At 67.3% G+C, this 15,424-nt stretch carries 14 protein-coding genes; 9 read left to right on the plus strand and 5 right to left on the minus strand.

Annotated features, from left to right (window positions below):
- Positions 1-2: 2 nt before the first annotated feature.
- The 3 genes from FOE78_RS07015 to FOE78_RS07025 are packed head-to-tail and all read right to left on the minus strand — an operon-like array spanning position 3 to position 2,265.
- Positions 3-905: a 5-oxoprolinase subunit C family protein gene (locus FOE78_RS07015; RefSeq protein WP_143985656.1), complete on the minus strand. Its 903-nt coding sequence runs from the start codon at positions 903-905 to the stop codon at positions 3-5.
- Positions 902-1,519, minus strand: coding sequence for a 5-oxoprolinase subunit B family protein (locus FOE78_RS07020; protein WP_143985657.1), 618 nt, complete (start codon positions 1,517-1,519; stop codon positions 902-904). Before FOE78_RS07020 ends, FOE78_RS07015 begins: the two co-directional genes overlap by 4 nt.
- Positions 1,516-2,265 carry a LamB/YcsF family protein gene (locus FOE78_RS07025; protein ID WP_143985658.1) on the minus strand — a complete coding sequence of 250 codons (750 nt, stop codon included), beginning with the start codon at positions 2,263-2,265 and terminating at the stop codon, positions 1,516-1,518. Before FOE78_RS07025 ends, FOE78_RS07020 begins: the two co-directional genes overlap by 4 nt.
- Before the next feature lie 570 nt (positions 2,266-2,835).
- Here FOE78_RS07025 and FOE78_RS07030 point away from each other — a divergent pair.
- From FOE78_RS07030 to FOE78_RS07065, 8 genes are all read left to right on the plus strand, one after another.
- Positions 2,836-3,378, plus strand: a complete 543-nt coding sequence (locus FOE78_RS07030; protein WP_143985659.1) for a DinB family protein — start codon at positions 2,836-2,838, stop codon at positions 3,376-3,378.
- A 19-nt stretch (positions 3,379-3,397) separates the two neighbouring features.
- Complete coding sequence (locus FOE78_RS07035; RefSeq protein WP_143985660.1) at positions 3,398-4,576, plus strand: acyl-CoA dehydrogenase family protein; 1,179 nt, start codon at positions 3,398-3,400, stop codon at positions 4,574-4,576.
- Positions 4,573-6,135, plus strand: a complete 1,563-nt coding sequence (locus tag FOE78_RS07040) for an acyl-CoA carboxylase subunit beta (RefSeq protein WP_143985661.1) — start codon at positions 4,573-4,575, stop codon at positions 6,133-6,135. The genes FOE78_RS07035 and FOE78_RS07040 overlap by 4 nt, the downstream gene beginning before the upstream one ends.
- Positions 6,136-6,334: 199 nt before the next feature.
- Positions 6,335-8,221 carry a DUF222 domain-containing protein gene (locus FOE78_RS07045; protein ID WP_143985662.1) on the plus strand — a complete coding sequence of 629 codons (1,887 nt, stop codon included), beginning with the start codon at positions 6,335-6,337 and terminating at the stop codon, positions 8,219-8,221.
- A gap of 368 nt (positions 8,222-8,589) precedes the next feature.
- On the plus strand, positions 8,590-8,970 hold the full coding sequence (locus FOE78_RS07050) for a hypothetical protein (RefSeq protein WP_210414861.1): 381 nt from the start codon (positions 8,590-8,592) through the stop codon (positions 8,968-8,970).
- A 34-nt stretch (positions 8,971-9,004) separates the two neighbouring features.
- Positions 9,005-9,334 (plus strand): hypothetical protein, encoded by a 330-nt coding sequence (locus FOE78_RS07055; RefSeq protein ID WP_143985664.1) that lies wholly within the window; start codon positions 9,005-9,007, stop codon positions 9,332-9,334.
- A 51-nt stretch (positions 9,335-9,385) separates the two neighbouring features.
- Entirely contained in the window at positions 9,386-10,084 is a 699-nt protein-coding gene (gene pyrH / locus FOE78_RS07060) for a UMP kinase (RefSeq protein ID WP_210414862.1), read from the plus strand.
- Positions 10,085-10,097: 13 nt separating this feature from the next.
- On the plus strand, positions 10,098-10,976 hold the full coding sequence (locus FOE78_RS07065; RefSeq protein ID WP_143985666.1) for an aminoglycoside phosphotransferase family protein: 879 nt from the start codon (positions 10,098-10,100) through the stop codon (positions 10,974-10,976).
- Between the two features lie 421 nt (positions 10,977-11,397).
- Here the strand turns inward: FOE78_RS07065 and FOE78_RS07070 are convergent, their stop codons facing one another.
- Together FOE78_RS07070 and FOE78_RS07075 are read right to left on the minus strand one after the other, a co-directional pair.
- Entirely contained in the window at positions 11,398-12,168 is a 771-nt protein-coding gene (locus tag FOE78_RS07070; protein WP_143985667.1) for a decaprenylphospho-beta-D-erythro-pentofuranosid-2-ulose 2-reductase, read from the minus strand.
- 39 nt (positions 12,169-12,207) lie between these two features.
- Positions 12,208-13,134 carry a decaprenyl-phosphate phosphoribosyltransferase gene (locus FOE78_RS07075; protein WP_143985668.1) on the minus strand — a complete coding sequence of 309 codons (927 nt, stop codon included), beginning with the start codon at positions 13,132-13,134 and terminating at the stop codon, positions 12,208-12,210.
- Between the two features lie 79 nt (positions 13,135-13,213).
- Between FOE78_RS07075 and FOE78_RS07080 the strand changes: the two genes are divergently transcribed.
- Positions 13,214-15,322, plus strand: a complete 2,109-nt coding sequence (locus tag FOE78_RS07080; protein ID WP_228266086.1) for a GMC family oxidoreductase — start codon at positions 13,214-13,216, stop codon at positions 15,320-15,322.
- Positions 15,323-15,424 lie beyond the last annotated feature (102 nt).

Raw genomic sequence — 15,424 nt, forward strand, 5'->3', positions numbered from 1 at the left:
GTTTACGGGTACGGGTCGGCGTTGCGCCGGTACGCCGGACCGGACGACACCGGCGACCGGAGGGTGAAGCGGACCGCGTCGCCGGGCCGGAGTTGCGCGGCCCGATCGCAACCGTCGGGGGTGGCGACGGCGATCACCGGATAGCCGCCGGTGACCGGATGATCGGAGCCGAAGATCAGCGGCAGTCCGGACGGCGGCACCTGGATGGCGCCCCGGACCAGACCCTCGGACGGCAGTTCGGAGTTGTTGCGGCGTTGCAGCGGCCGCCCGTGCAGTCGTACGGCGGTCCGGTCGGAGTCGGGGTCGACGGTCCAGAGTTGCTCGATCAGTGCGGCCGTCGCGTCGTCGGTGAACCAGTCGGTCCGTGGGCCGGCTTCGACCTCGATGGTGGTGGGCCGGCTCGGCGGCAGCGGTTGCGGCGTGACGTCGGCGCCGGGGAACGCCGTGGACGCAATGCCCACGTGGAGCCGGTCGCCGGCGGCCAGCCGTGGCGGCCCGAGCCCGGACAACAGGTCGGTGGAGCGGCTGCCCAGCACCGACGGCACCTCGAGGCCGCCGCGGATCGCGAGGTAGTTGCGCAGACCGCGCGCGGGCGGCAGCACGCCGAGTTGATCACCGGCCTCGAGATGGATCGGGTGGTGCGACGGCTCGGCCCGGTTGTTGATCATGATTGTGGTGGCCGGGCCAGCGATCGCACACCAGAGCGGGGCATCCGTGCGGATCCTCAAGCCACCGAGCGTGATCTCGATCGCCGCCTGGACATCGGCATTGCCGACCAGCCGGTTCGCGGTCCGCAGCGCGCCCCGATCGGCGGCGCCGGAGGTGGAAACGCCCAGGTGCGCGTAGCCGTGTCGGCCGAGGTCTTCGATCAGGGCGAGCGGTCCGGGAGCCTCGATGGTGATCATCGGTGATCTTCGACGAACCGGACCCGCAGGCCGGGGCGCAGGGTCGCTGGCGGATCGGCGTTCGCGTCGAACAGCCGGAGGTCGGTCGAGCCGATCAGCTGCCAGCCGCCCGGGCTGTCGGTCGGATAGATGGCAGACCACTGATCGGCCAGGGCGACCGAGCCCGCCGGCACTCGGGTCCGGGGCGAGGCGCCGCGCGGAACCGGCAGCGACCGTACCGTCGGCGCGAGATAGCCGAATCCCGGTGCGAAGCCGCAGAAGGCCACCGTCCAGTCCTGTCCGGTGTGATGGTCGATCAACTCCGGCACGCTCAGCCCGAGCAACTGCGACACGTGATCAAGATCGACACCGTGGTAGCGGACGGGGATCCGCAGGGTTTCGCTGTCGTCCGTCTCGACCGGCGGGAGGTCGATGTCGATCATGGTCCGGGCCAGCGAATCCGGTAGCGGTGATCGCAGTTTGAGCAGCAGCGTTCGGGCTCCGGGCACGATCTCGGCGATCTGTTCCGGCCGCTGATCATCGAGCCAGCGATGCACGGCCTGGCTGTCGGCCAGGTCGGCGCATTCCAGCAGACGCGCGTGCTGCCCGTACGGCAAGATCCTGCGTTGCGTCATGGCGTGATGAACGGTTCGACGGCGACGCCGGCAGCGGTCAGGGCATCGCGTACGGTCCGGGCCATCCGCACCGCACCGGGAGAATCCCCATGCGTACAAAAGGATTCGGCCCGGCGCTCGCGGGCGGCGGCGACGGCCCTCTCGGCCGCCAGCTCGGGATCGGTGATCAACGCGTCGGGGCGGCGACGATCGACCAGCCGGCCGTCGTCGGTGTAGTTCCGGTCGATGAAGTATTCGGTCACCGTACGGATCCCGTGGTCGGCCGCGAGTTCCAGTACGAGTGAACCCGGCAAGCCCAGCAGCGGGAGCGGATGCGGCAAGGCGAGCAGTGCGTCCACCACGGCCTGAGCCTGACCGCGATGATCGACGATCGCGTTGTACAGGGCACCGTGCGGTTTCAGGTAGCGGACCCGGCCGCCGACACTGGTCGCCAGCGCGTCCAGCGCACCCACCTGGTAGAGGATGTCGGCGGTCAGGTCGGCCGGATCGACATCGATGAAGCGGCGGCCGAATCCGGCAAGATCGCGATAGCCGACCTGGGCGCCGATGATCACGCCGTGCTGCACCGCCTGCGCGCAGGTCGTGCGCAGGGTCCGCGGATCGCCGGCATGGAAACCGGCGGCGACATTGGCGCTGGTGATCAACTCCAGCATGGCCGCGTCGTCGCCGAGCTGCCATCGGCCGAAGGACTCGCCGAGGTCGGCGTTGAGGTCGACCCGGGCATCGACGTTGAGATCCTCGCTCACAGCTGATCACAATAGGGCGCTGGGTCGACGCCGCGCCCTGACGTCGTGGGCGGGACCCTGCGGCCAAGGAACGGGAGCCAGCACACCGCGAACGGGAACCAGCACACCGCGAACGGGAGCCAGCACACCGCGAACGGGAACAGGGCCCCTCCAAGTATGAGTTGGAGGGGCCCCGCTCAGGCCAGGTCTGATGACGCGTCCGGCCTCCCGATGATCCTGTGATCAGCCCGGCCCGTCATCGACCGGGTGGTGGGTCGCGGCCCACCGGGTGACCATGGTCCTTCATCGGATCCCGCAGCTCCCTGCGGAGTGCGTGACTAGAGTTCTACTCGTACTCGGCGGACTCCCACAACCCCTACTGGCAAAGAAAATCGGCCCAACGCAGCAAGAAATTTCGGCGAATCCTGCATCCACCGCTTCGTCCACAAGCCGGGCGCCGTCATCCACCGCAAACCCCGGTTTGTGCACAGCTCGGAGCCCGACCTGGGGAAACTCGGACCGGGGCTCGGTGGGAAAGGTTCGTTGGCACGGTTGGCTCGGCGCGATCGTCGACGCGGTTAGGCTCTGGCCATGGAGCAGCCACCGAGGGACACCAAGGATTGGACCTGGACGATCCAACTGCGATGCCCGGATTGCGGATTGGAGGCCGGCGTCATCGATGTCGCCGAGATCGCCGACCGGATCGAGGCGGGCGCCGCGGAATGGGTGCAGATCCTGACCCAGAACCCGGCGGCGGATCGGCGACCGGCGCCGGTGGTGTGGTCGCCGCTGGAGTACGGCGCACATGTTCGCGATGCGTTGGAACTGTACGACGCCCGACTGGTGCTGATGTTGATCGAGGACAACCCGGCCTTCAAGAACTGGGATCAGGACGAGGCTGCGATCAGCGGTGACTACGTCCGGCTGGACCCCGATCAGGTGGCGACCGAACTCGCCGACGTTGCACAGACCTTCGTGGCCAGGATCCGGTCGCTGGAGGAGTCCCAGCTGGATCGCCGGGGCACGCGATCGGACGGGGCCGAATTCACCGTCCGGACCTTCCTGCAGTACTTCCTGCATGATCTTGTCCATCATCTGTGGGATGTCACCGGGCAACAGCAGTCGGAGGCGTAGCGGCCGGGCGGAGGGAACGATGACGTTCGAACTGAGCAAGGAACACCAGGACTTCCGTGCGGTGATGGCGGAGTTCGCGGCGGCCGAGGTTGAGCCGTACGCCGCGGACTGGGACCGCGAGCACCGGTTCCCGACGGAGACGGTCCGCAAGCTCGGCGACCTCGGCGTGTTCGGCTTGCATGCGCCGCAGGAGTACGGCGGGGCCGGCGACTTCACCAGCCTCTGCATCGCGATCGAGGAGATCGGTCGAGCCGATCAGTCGTTGGGCATCACCATCGAGGCCGGGGTCGGGCTGGGCATCAATCCGATCGCCAGCTTCGGCAACGATGATCAGAAGCAGCGCTGGTTGCCGGACCTGATCGCCGGCCGGGCGCTGGCGGGGTTCGGGTTGACCGAACCGGAGAACGGCTCCGACGCCGGCGCGACCCGTACCCGCGCCGAGCTGGTCGATGAGCACTGGCTGATCAACGGCGCCAAACAGTTCATCACGAACTCCGGCACCGACCTCACCTCACTGGTGACGATCACCGCCCGGACCGGCACCCGGGACGACGGCAAGGCGGAGATCTCGGCGATCATCGTGCCGACTGGAACGCCCGGGTTCACCGTCGAACCGGCATATCGGAAGCTGGGTTGGCATTCCTCCGACACTCATCCGCTCAGCTTCGCCGGGGTGCGGGTGCCCGAAGATCATCTACTCGGTGCGCGCGGTCGCGGCTATGCGCAGTTCCTGGCCATCCTGGACGACGGCAGGGTGGCGATCGCCGCGCTGGCGTTGGGATGTGTCCGCGCCTGTCGTGATCTTGCGCTGGCCTACGCCGGGCAACGGAAGGCATTCGGCGTGCCGATCGGCCGCAAACAGGGAATTGCCTTCCAGCTCGCTGATCTTGACGTGATGGCTCACACCGCCGAACTCCTGGTCTACTCCGCGGCGGCGATGCGTGACGGCATCGACAGCGGGGCCGGGCCCGGCCCGGCCGCGTACAGAAGGGCGGCATCCATCGCCAAGCTGCAGACCACGGAGTATGCGGTGTCGGCGACCCGGATCGCGTCTCAGGTCTTCGGCGGGTACGGCTTCATGGAGGAGTATCCGATCGCACGCTTCTATCGGGACGCGAAGATCCTGGAGGTCGGCGAGGGCACCTCCGAGGTGCAGCGACTGCTGATCGCCCGGGGGCTGGGGTTGGACGTCGAATGATCAGTGATCATGAACCGGTAGTTGATCATGAAGCCCGCGATCACGACGACGTGATCAGGGCCGCCCGGGAAGCCACCACGGCGCCGACCGAGAAGGCCGCGGCCAAGCTGGTACGTCAACACAAGTTGTATGTCCGGGATCGGATCGCGTTGCTGTTCGACGAGGGCAGCTTCGTCGAGGACGGCCAGCTGGCGAACGCGATGAGTTCCGGTCTGCCGGCCGACGGGGTGGTCACCGGCCGCGGCCTGGTCGACGGCCGGCCCGCGTTGGTGGTGGCCAACGACCCGGGCGTGAAGGCAGGGTCCTGGGGCGCTCGTACGGTGGAAAAGATCATCAGGGTCACCGAGATCGCGTTGGCCGACGAGCTGCCGATCTTCTGGTTCGTCGATTCGGCGGGTGCGCGGATCACCGATCAGATCGACCTCTTTCCCGGCCGCCGCGGTGCCGGTCGGATCTTCCACAACCAGGTCGCGCTGTCGGGCAAGGTGCCGCAGCTGTGTTGCCTGTTCGGGCCGAGCGCTGCCGGCGGCGCGTACATTCCGGCGTTCTGCGATGTGGTGATCATGGTCGACGGCAACGCGTCGATGTATCTGGGCTCGCCGCGGATGGCCGAGATGGTGGTGGGGGAGAAGGTCACGCTGGAGGAGATGGGCGGCGCCCGGATGCATGTCTCGGTGTCCGGTTGTGGTGATCAGCTCGCGGTCGACGACGAGGACGCGATCGAACAGGCCAAGCAGATCTTCGGGTATCTGCCGGTCAACTGGCGTACGACGCCGCCGCGAACTGACGCGGTGGAGCCGGCAGTGCCGTTCACGGCCGACGTGGTGCCGCAGAACGAGGCGGCCGGTTACGACGTCAACCGGGTGATCAACACGATCGTCGACGAGGACTCCTTCTGCGAGCTGAAGCCGCTGTTCGCACCCGAGTTGATCACCGGATTCGCCACTCTGGAAGGAAATCCGGTCGGCATCGTCGCCAACCAGCCCGCGGTCAAGGGCGGTGTGCTGTTCGTCGACTCGGCCGACAAGGCGGCGCGATTCATCTGGTTCTGCGACGCGTTCAACGTGCCGCTGCTGTATCTGGCCGACGTACCGGGTTTCATGATCGGCAGCGAGGTCGAGCGGCAGGGCATCATCAGGCACGGCGCGAAGATGATCACTGCGGTTGCCGAGGCCAGCGTGCCGACGATCTCGTTGATCGTCCGCAAGGCGTACGGGGCGGGGCTGTATGCGATGGCCGGCCCGGGGTTCGGCCCGGACGCCTGCCTGGCGCTGCCGACCGCGAAGATCGCGGTGATGGGACCGGAGGCGGCGGTGAATGCGGTCTATGCGAACAAGATCAACGAGATCGACGATCCGGCCGAGCGGGCTGCCTACGTCGCCGAGCTGGAGGCCGAATACACCGAGGACATCGACATCCTGCGGCTGGCCTCGGACCTGATCGTGGACGCGATCATCGAGCCGGTCGAGGTGCGGCGCGAGTTGATCGCTCGGTTTGCCGCGGCGGCGACCAAGGACCGTCGTCCGGTCGCCAAACGGCACGGCGTCCCGCCGGTCTGAGGCCAGCACTCGACTCCGAAGACGCGGTCAGGACTCCGCGTGCTCGCGTCCTTGATCATGATCCGGTCGCCACCCTGCATGGACGACAGAGGCGGCCAGCTTTTTTTCGTTATCAGACAGAGATATCTCCAGATCGCCGGAAGCGCCTGGATCGGGAAGAAGGGTCGGTGGCCGGTCGTAGTGTTTGATCAGGGTCGCAGTGATTCAGGAGCCGGACACGACCCGCGAGCTCGCGGGCCGGTTCCATGACCGGGTCCGCGACGAAATCATGGCGCAGAATGATCAACTGATCATCGCCGCACTGTGGGCCGACCAACACCCACCCGACGGACTGCCTCGGACAGGCGCGGTGAGCCTGGTCGCCGAGCGTGCGGTCCGTCCCGGTGGCGAGGGCACCCCGGAGGTGGCCGAGTTCGCCGCTGCCGAACTCGCCCCCGAGGGCGGAATCAGCGTCGGCGCGGCCAAAGCTCTGATCGCTGACGTGCTCGATCTGCGCCACCGGCTCCCGCTGATCTGGCGACTGGTCCAAACCGGCCAGGTGCGCGCCTGGGTCGCCCGCCGTGTCGCCGTCCAAACCCGGCACTTGTCGCTCGCCCAGGCCGGCCGGGCCGACCAACTCCTGGCCGCGGCGATCCAAGGCCCGATCGGGCCGGTGCGCCTGGACAACCGGATCAAAGCAGCCCTGCTCACCGTGGATGCCGAACACATGGCCCAACTGGCCGCCCAAGCCCTACGGATGCGCGGTGTGTGGGTTGGGCAATCCAACACCGACGGGGTTACCGAGGTGGTCCTGCGAATGGACGCCCCGGGCGCGATCGCGTTGAAGGCCCGGATCGACCAGCTGGCCCGGATCCTGATGCATGCGCCCGAACCGATCCCCGGGGTGCCCGACCGAAACCCGCAATCCTTCGACGAATGGCAGGCCGTCGCCGCCGAGGTCGCCGCCAACTCCCTGCTCGCGGCCAAGATCTTGATCGAACACGACCAGCCTGACCTGTTCGACGCGTTCGCCGACCTGTATGCGCCACCGGCCAGCCATGCCCGCGGCCCGCACGAGACCCCGCCGGACCGGTACCCGGCGAACGAGGCCGACCTCGCTCCCACCGACCCGGGCCGTGAGGCGCCGGATCCCGACGAGCCACCGCTGCCCGAGGACCTGCCACCCGACGATGCCGACCTGCTGGATGATCCCAACGCTGGTGATTCTGGTCAGGGTTCGGATGATCATGATCATGCAGCCGGTGCTTACGATTCCGGTCCTTCGACAGGCTCAGGAACCGACGGTAGTGCCACCGATGATCATGGTCGACCACGGCCCGGTGATCGACCCCCAGCATCCGGTGACCGAAGATCAGCTCATCATCCACCGGGCCGACAAGCGCTACCGGCTGCATTCGACTCCGAACTGCGCGACGCCTACCGCGACCAGGCACTCCGGGCACTGCTGCGCGCCCTGGACCCGAGGCGGCTCGCCACACCCGTGACCCTGCACGTCCACTGCACCGCTGACGGACTCGCACGACAACCAGCGACCACCGCAGCTGGCATGGGCCGACCAGCAGTCGTTCGACAGGCTCGTGTCCCGAATCGTGAGGTTCAGGATGCGCCGATTGCTCGGATCGAGGAGATCGGGCCGGTCCTTCTCGACCAGGTTCGCGCCTGGTTCGGCAGCGGTGCGGTGATCGATCTCCAACCCGTCATCGACGTGGCCGGTATCCAACCCGTGGATGCTTATGAGGTCCCGGCGGCGATGCGTGAAGCCCTGTTCCTGCGGACCCCGGCCAGCGCGTTCCCGTACTCCAATCAGGTCAACCGAGCGATGGACGCCGACCACACCATCCCGTACCGACGGGAGCCAAACCCAGCAGGTCAGACCGGCCTACAGAATCTCGGACTCTTGGGCAGAGCCGAACACCGGTTCAAAACCCACGGCCGGATCGCCATCAGGCAACCGGTCCCGGGCACCTACCTCTGGAGGACCTTCACCGGACGCGTCATCGTCGTCAACGACACCGGCACCCACGACCTCGGCATCAACACCTTCGCCGACACCATCTGGCAAGCGGCACGCCGGCCGGCAGCTTGACGCGTTGAGAAGTTGTCAAGTCCGCGGCGTGTAGGGCGGCACCGATTCAAGATCAACATCGACGTCCGGCCAGCGCTTTCACGAACTCGATCACGCTGTGCGGCAGGACCACGCCTGTTGTCATGATGGGTCCGCTCCCGGATTGCCTCTGAGTGTTCATACCCGCCGAACCCGCGGCCAGGAAGGAAATTCGTACGAGCTCGATCGATCATCTCGTCGCGATCCGCCGACTCGGATCCGGGAGATGAAGATACCGGACTGCCGACGGAGGCGAACGCTGATCAGCAACGGTCTGCTCCGTGCAGCGCCCGAGGTCAGTTACTGTCGGCGACGTGGACCAGAGCAGATCCGACAGATCGGACGAGATCATGGCGGCGCTGGCCGCGGCGCGGAAAGCGCACTCGGCGGCCAGTGAGGCATTGAACAAGGCCGAGGCAGCGGCCCGACTGGCCGGCATGTCCGTCGACAGCGACCCAGGCGGGGAGGTCGTGCAGGCGCCGGCCGAGGAGTTGCGAGTGCAGCGCATTCGGATCGTCGAGCCCGACGGCACGACCCGGATGATCATCGGCAACTCGACGGCCTCCGCCGTCGCACCGATACGAGGTCAGGACGAACCTCACCCGGGACGCGGTGAGTTTGCCGGAATCATCTTCTGCAACGACGAAGGGACAGAAGCCGGCGGGCTCGTGTACGCCCGGTGGAGTTGTCGACGGCGAACCGCGCCAGCTGGGATTCTGGACCGTCGATGACTTCGAGCAGAACGAGGGTTTCAAACTCGGTGCCATGCAAGCCGGCCACGAGCGGGCCAAGTGGATCGAGTTCGCCGATCAACCGTTCTTCTCGCTGGCCGACTTCATCGCCGAATCGAAGGGCAAGACGGGCGCCGAGTTGGAGGAGATCCAGCAGCGTTACTGGCCCGCCGGCACGGACGGCAACGGGATCACCCGGATGCGGCTGTTCAAGGATCCGGACGGCGCGGTGGGATTGTCCTTGCGGGACACGGATGGCGTCGAACGGATCCGGCTGGTGGTTGACGCCGAGGGCGGGGCCAAGATGATCATGACCGCTCGCGACGGATCCATCTGGCAGCAGCCGGCTGCACCAGCCACCTGAGGTTCCGACCTACTACTTGGAGGACTTGTGCCGAATCGATTCACGCGGGTTGTGCTGAAGGTGAGCGGGGAGGCGTTGTCGGGTGATGCCGGTACGGGCGTCGATCCCGATGCGCTCGATCAGATGGCACAGCAGATCCTGCAGGTTCACGATCTTGGCGTGCAGATCGGTGTCGTGGTCGGTGGCGGCAACTACTTCCGCGGTCGGATGGCCGACAGCTGGGGGATTGGTCGCGCCGAAGCGGACAACATCGGCATGCTCGGCACGGTGATGAACGCGCTGATGCTGCGAGGATCGCTGACCGGCAAGAGCGATGCCGACGTACGGGTGATGACCGCCATTCCGATGCAGAGCATCGCCGAACCGTTCATCCGACTGCGCGCTGTCCGGCACCTGAAGCACGGCGCGATCGTGATCATGGCCGCCGGCATCGGTCAGCCGTACGTGACCACGGACTACCCGTCGGTGCAGCGCGCCCTGGAGTTGGAAGCCGACGCGCTGCTGGTGGCCAAACGCGGCGTCGACGGCGTCTATGACAAGGATCCCAACGTCCACACGGATGCCCGGCGATACCGACGGTTCGGCTACCGCGAGGCGATCGACAAGGGACTGGAGATCATGGACACCAGCGCGTTCGTGCTGGCCGAGGAGCAGAAGCTGGTCATGCACGTCTTCGACGTTGCCGGCGACGGACTGATGCGACGGGCCTGCCTGGGCGAGGACGTCGGCACCACCATCACTGCCGACTGAAGGAGCGAAGATCATGCGGATGCCCGCCGCCGAGATCGACGTCAACGCCGAACTGGTGCAGAAGTTGATCATGGAGCAACATCCGGACCTGTCGGCACCGTTGATCATGGTCGCCAACGGTTGGGACAACGTGATTTTCCGCCTCGGCGATGATCTTGGGGTCCGGTTGCCGCGTCGTCAGGTCGCCGCGCAACTGGTGATCAACGAACAACGGTGGCTGCCGACCATCGCAGCGTCGCTTCCGGTGCGGACGCCGGTGCCGATCCGGATCGGCCAACCCAGCAAGGACTTCCCGTGGGCGTGGACGATCGGCCCGTGGCTCGATGGTCGATCGCTGATCGAACTTCCGGTCGCCGATCGCTCGCGCTTCGCTCCGGCGCTGGCCGAGTTCCTCGCCGCACTGCACCGGCCTGCTCCGGTCGACGCGCCGCACAACCCGGTACGCGGTGTGCCGCTCGCCGATCGAGCAAGCCTGGCTGCCGAACACCTCGACAGTGGTCTGGTGCCCGATGCCGACCGGCTGCGTCGACTGTGGGTGCAGCTGCTCGGAACGCCTGCCTGGGCAGCGGATCCGGTCTGGGTGCACGGTGACCCGCACCCGGCGAACGTCCTCGTCAGCCATGATCAACTCAGTGCCGTGATCGACTTCGGCGACGTCAACTCCGGTGATCCGGCCACCGACCTCGCCGCGGGATGGCTGAGCTTCGATGTCGCGGGCCGATCAGCCTTCAAGGCTCGCTATCAGCAGCTCACCGGGATGGATGGCGATCTCTGGCAACGAGCCCGCGGCTGGGCCCTGGTGATCGGCATGGCCCTGGTGGTCAACTCCGATGATCATCCGCAATTGGCCGCGGTAGGTCGGCACGCACTAGCTGCAGTGCTGGAGGATTGAGTTACTGGCCCTTCGACAAGCTCAGGGACCTTAACCCGGTTCTCCGGTGATCTTGTTTTGGGCCGGTGGTGCCCTTCGACAAGCTCAGGTCCTTCGACAAGCTCAGGTCCTTCGACAAGCTCAGGTCCTTCGACAAGCTCAGGTCCTTCGACAAGCTCAGGACCCTCAACAGCGCGTCCCCAATCATGGAGTTGCTAGGGATCGTTGCCAAGATGATCTTGGGAGGCAGCCACTCGAACGCAACCTATGCATGCCCGTCGAGCGCCCCAGCGCGAGACCGTGCCCGTAGCACAGCGGAGGGCACGCGGCGCCGCGACTGTGGAGGTGCCCACGCCCGGGGGTACGGGGGTCGCCCCCCGGAACGCAAGACGCCAGACCAGGTCGCGGCAGCGGCACAGTCTCGACCGCGTATCAATCTGCGCTATATCGGCAATCGGCGGAAGAGCGGGCGGGGGACGTGGCGGAGGCCGGACATCACGTAGCGGAAGGCGTTCGGCACCCAGATCAGTTCCTTGCGGTCGCGTACCGCGGCCAGGGTCGCCGCGGCCACCTCGTCCGGGGTCACGGCCAGCGGCGCCTCGGCCATCCCGGCAGTCATCTTCGAGCGGACGAAGCCGGGGCGGACCACCAGCACCCGCGCGCCGAACGGCCGAAGCGCCTCGCCGAGGCCGAGGTAGAAGCCGTCGAAGCCGGCCTTGGTGGAGCCGTAGACGAAGTTGGAACGCCGTACCCGCTCGCCGGCAACGCTGGACAGGGCGACGATCTGGCCGTACCCCTGACCCTTGAACCGGTCGGCCAGCAGCGCACCGATGTGCACCGGCGCGGCGTAGTTGATCTCGGCCAGCTCCAGCGCGTGCTCGGGATCGGTCCAGGCGCGTTCGGCGTCACCGAGGATGCCGAAGGCGACCACGGCAAGATCAACATCGCCCTGCGCGAAGGCCTGCTCCACCACCCGCTTGCGGGATTCGACGTCGGTCGCCTCGAAGTCCAGCTCGGTCACCGTGCAACCGGCGTCGGTCAGCCCGGTCGCCGCCGGCGTACGCCGCTCGCCGGGCCGAGCAGCCAGCACGACCCGCAACGTCGTGCCCTGTTCGTGCCGCACGGCCGCGTACCGGTGGGCGATGGCCAAGGCGATGTCGGAGGTGCCGCCGAGCAGCAACAGCGACTGCGGTACGCCGAGAGCGTCGATCACGGGGTTCCTCTCCTCGAAAGTCGTACGAAGGCAGCAACGTCAGCCGAAGACCGCGATGCAGATCAAGATCAACCAGATCAGCGCCAGCACTTGTAGCACCCGATCCTTCAGCACCACGTCCTCCGGTTCCCCGGCCGTGCCCAGGTCGATCTCTCGCGCGTACTGCAGCAGGCCGAGGGTGAACGGGGCGATCGAGATCGCGGTCCACCCTACGCCGAGCGGCCCGCGGTGCAGATTGTCGAAGGCCCACAGGCTGTAGCTGATCAGCACCATCGCCGCGGACAGCATCCAGGCAAACCGCAGGTACGAGTCGGTGTAGCTGGCCAGTGACCTGCGCGTGCCCGCGTCCGCACCGAGAGCGAGCATCTCCGAGTAGCGCTTGCCCGCGACCATGAACAACGAACCGAACGATGCGACCAACAGGAACCACTGGCTGAGCGGGATGCCACTGGCCACGCCGCCGGCGATCGCTCGCAACAGGAAGCCGCTGGCCACCATGGCCAGGTCGATCACCGGCTGATGCTTCAGAAAGGTGGAGTAGCCGATCTGCAGCAGCAGATAGACGCTGACGGTGATGCCGAGCGGAATCGCTGTCAGGTAACCGATCGCCAGCCCGGCCACCCCGACCACGACCGCCAGGATCCAGGCCGTGCTGATCTTGAGTTCGCCGGCCGGGATCGGCCGGAACCGCTTCTTCGGGTGCTGCCGATCCTCCTCGACGTCGCGGATGTCGTTGATCAGATAGACCGCCCCGCTGACCAGGCAGAACGAGACGAACGCCAGCAACGAGCTGGTCAGCACTCCCGGTGCGAACATCTTGCCCGCCGCCAGCGGCGCGGAGAAGACCAACACGTTCTTGATCCACTGCCGCGGCCGCAGCGCCCGGATCGGCGCGGGCAGCCTCGCCCGACCGCGCTGGATGTCGGGCACGGGGTCGTTCGGCGCCGGCGTCAGTTCGTCAGACATAACGAGCGAAGGTTAGCTGGCCGGGTTCGACCGGGCCGAGTCCGACACCGGGGTCGGTGGGTGCGTAATGTCGTCGTCTGTGAGTACGCCCGATCTGCTGACCACCGTGGTGGACGCGATTGTCCCCGCCGATGACTACCCGTCCGCCAGCGACGCCGGCGCGCTGGACTTCCTGCACCGGCTGCGGGAGTACGAACGCCCGGACTGGGGGCGGCGGATCAACGCGGTGGTTGCCAAGGTGGATGCCACCGCCTGGCGGACCGCCGGGAACGGGTTCATCGGACTCGCCGCCGACCGGCGGCAGGCGGTGCTGGACGAGTTGCGGTCCGACCCGGACTTCGACTGGTTCGCCCGGCTGATCAACAACGCGTACTACGGCGACAACGCCCGCGCCGGCGGCCCGTTGCCGTCCTGGCAGATGGTCGACTGGCAGCCGGGTCCGGTCGGCGGTTGGCCGGCCGAGTTGCCGGCGGTGCCGTTCCGGCGCAACGGTCTGATCACTCCCGCCCAGCTGCAGCCGCGCTACGACGCGATTGTGGTCGGAGCCGGTGCCGGCGGCGGTGCGGTCGCGCAGGTGCTGGCCGAGTCCGGTCGTACGGTGTTGATCATCGAGGCCGGCGAGGGCCCGGACACCCATCGGCTGGACCATGATCATCTTCGTAATCCGCGGATCAACACCGGTCTGGTCCCGTTGACCGGTCCGCTCGGTCCTGGTCATCCGCGCACGCTCGACCTCGGTGATGAACGGATGATTGTCGGGCAGTCCGATCCGCGCTGGGGCAACAACGCGTTCATGGTCGGCGGCGGCACTCGGGTCTACGGCGCCCAGGCGTGGCGATTCAGCCCGCGCGACTTCCGGATGGCCAGCGAGTACGGCATCCCGGACGGCAGCGCGCTGGCCGACTGGCCGATCGGCTACGACGAACTGGAACCGTACTATTCCGAAGCGGAGTGGCGATTCGGCGTCAGCGGAGCCAGCGGAGTCAGCGGCGCAGGTGTTGATCATGATCCGTGGGCGGGCATCCGATCCCGTGACTACCCGATGCCGCCGGTGTCGGGGACGGGCAATCCGGCGGTGCTGGCCGCCGGTGCGGCCACGCTGGGGTGGAACACGCTGCCGGTGCCGCTCTTGATCAACTCCGAGGGATATCGGGGCCGATCCGGCTGCCTGCACTGCGCCCAGTGCGTCGGCTTCGCATGCCCGATCGAGGCGAAGTCCGGTTCGCACAACACGTCGATCCCGGCGGCGCTGGCCACCGGCAACGGCTTCCTGATCACCGAGACGACCGCGGAACGCCTGCTCAGCAACGAATCCGGCAAGATCACCGGGGTCGCGCTGGTGGGCTCGAACGGCGGCGAGATCTGGCGATCCGAGGTTTCGGCCGACGAGGTGATCATCTCCGCCGGCGCGATCGAGTCGGCCCGGCTGCTGCTGAACAGCGCGCATGATCATGAACCCAACGGGATCGGCAACAACCGAGATCAGGTCGGCCGGCATCTGCAGGGGCACGTCTACGCCGGCGCGCTGGGGATCTTCGACGACGAGATCTTCACCCTGGAAGGGCCGGGCGTTTCGATCGCGACCTGCGACTTCCGGCACGGCAACGACGGACTGGTCGGCGGCGGCATGATCGCCAACGAGTTCGTCCCGACGCCCGCCAGCACCTTCGACTACCTGGTCGGTGCGGGTGTCTTCGCCCCGTACGGAACCGAAGCCAAGCAGGGAATGCGGCGCTGGACCCGGCGGATGACCCGGGTGGTTGGTCCGATCCAGGAGGTCACGAGTGCCGAGTCCCGGATCCGGCTGGACCCCGACGTACGGGATCGGTTCGGCAATCCGGTGGCCGAGCTCAGTGGGTCGATCCACCCCGCAGACCAACAGGCCAAGGAATTCATGACGGCGCGTGCGGCCGAGTGGTTGCAGGCGGCCGGTGCGTCCCGGGTGTTCGCGGCTCCGCCGGGTGGCGCGTTGCCGACCGGGCCCAGCTCCGGGCAGCATCAGGCCGGCACCTGCCGGATGGGCACCGATCCGGCCCACTCGGTCACCGATCCGAACGGGCGGGTCTGGGGCCACGACAACCTGTGGGTGGCCGACGGTTCGCTGCACGTCACCAACGGTGGCGTCAATCCGGTGCTGACCATCCTCGCCAACGCCCTGCGGGTCGGTCAGGGGATCGTCGACAGCTGAGGCAGCGAGCCGCTACCGGCTGCCGGCCCGCGCTCGGCAGCGTGGACGGTGATCGGCCGGGAAGCGGTCCGGTGATCGTTGCTTTCCGGCGAAACGCCGCCG

This window comes from Microlunatus elymi, from assembly GCF_007362775.1.
Taxonomy (GTDB): domain Bacteria; phylum Actinomycetota; class Actinomycetes; order Propionibacteriales; family Propionibacteriaceae; genus Microlunatus; species Microlunatus elymi.

Bases quoted from the DNA above. Each gene is read 5' to 3' on its own strand.
- FOE78_RS07020 (WP_143985657.1), bottom strand. From the start codon at position 1,519: ATGACGCAACGCAGGATCTTGCCGTACGGGCAGCACGCGCGTCTGCTG.
- FOE78_RS07015 (WP_143985656.1), bottom strand. From the start codon at position 905: ATGATCACCATCGAGGCTCCCGGACCGCTCGCCCTGATCGAAGACCTC.
- FOE78_RS07065 (WP_143985666.1), top strand. From the start codon at position 10,098: ATGCGGATGCCCGCCGCCGAGATCGACGTCAACGCCGAACTGGTGCAG.
- FOE78_RS07050 (WP_210414861.1), top strand. From the start codon at position 8,590: ATGGCGGCGCTGGCCGCGGCGCGGAAAGCGCACTCGGCGGCCAGTGAG.
- FOE78_RS07075 (WP_143985668.1), bottom strand. From the start codon at position 13,134: ATGTCTGACGAACTGACGCCGGCGCCGAACGACCCCGTGCCCGACATC.
- FOE78_RS07030 (WP_143985659.1), top strand. From the start codon at position 2,836: ATGGAGCAGCCACCGAGGGACACCAAGGATTGGACCTGGACGATCCAA.
- FOE78_RS07035 (WP_143985660.1), top strand. From the start codon at position 3,398: ATGACGTTCGAACTGAGCAAGGAACACCAGGACTTCCGTGCGGTGATG.
- FOE78_RS07040 (WP_143985661.1), top strand. From the start codon at position 4,573: ATGATCAGTGATCATGAACCGGTAGTTGATCATGAAGCCCGCGATCAC.
- FOE78_RS07055 (WP_143985664.1), top strand. From the start codon at position 9,005: ATGCAAGCCGGCCACGAGCGGGCCAAGTGGATCGAGTTCGCCGATCAA.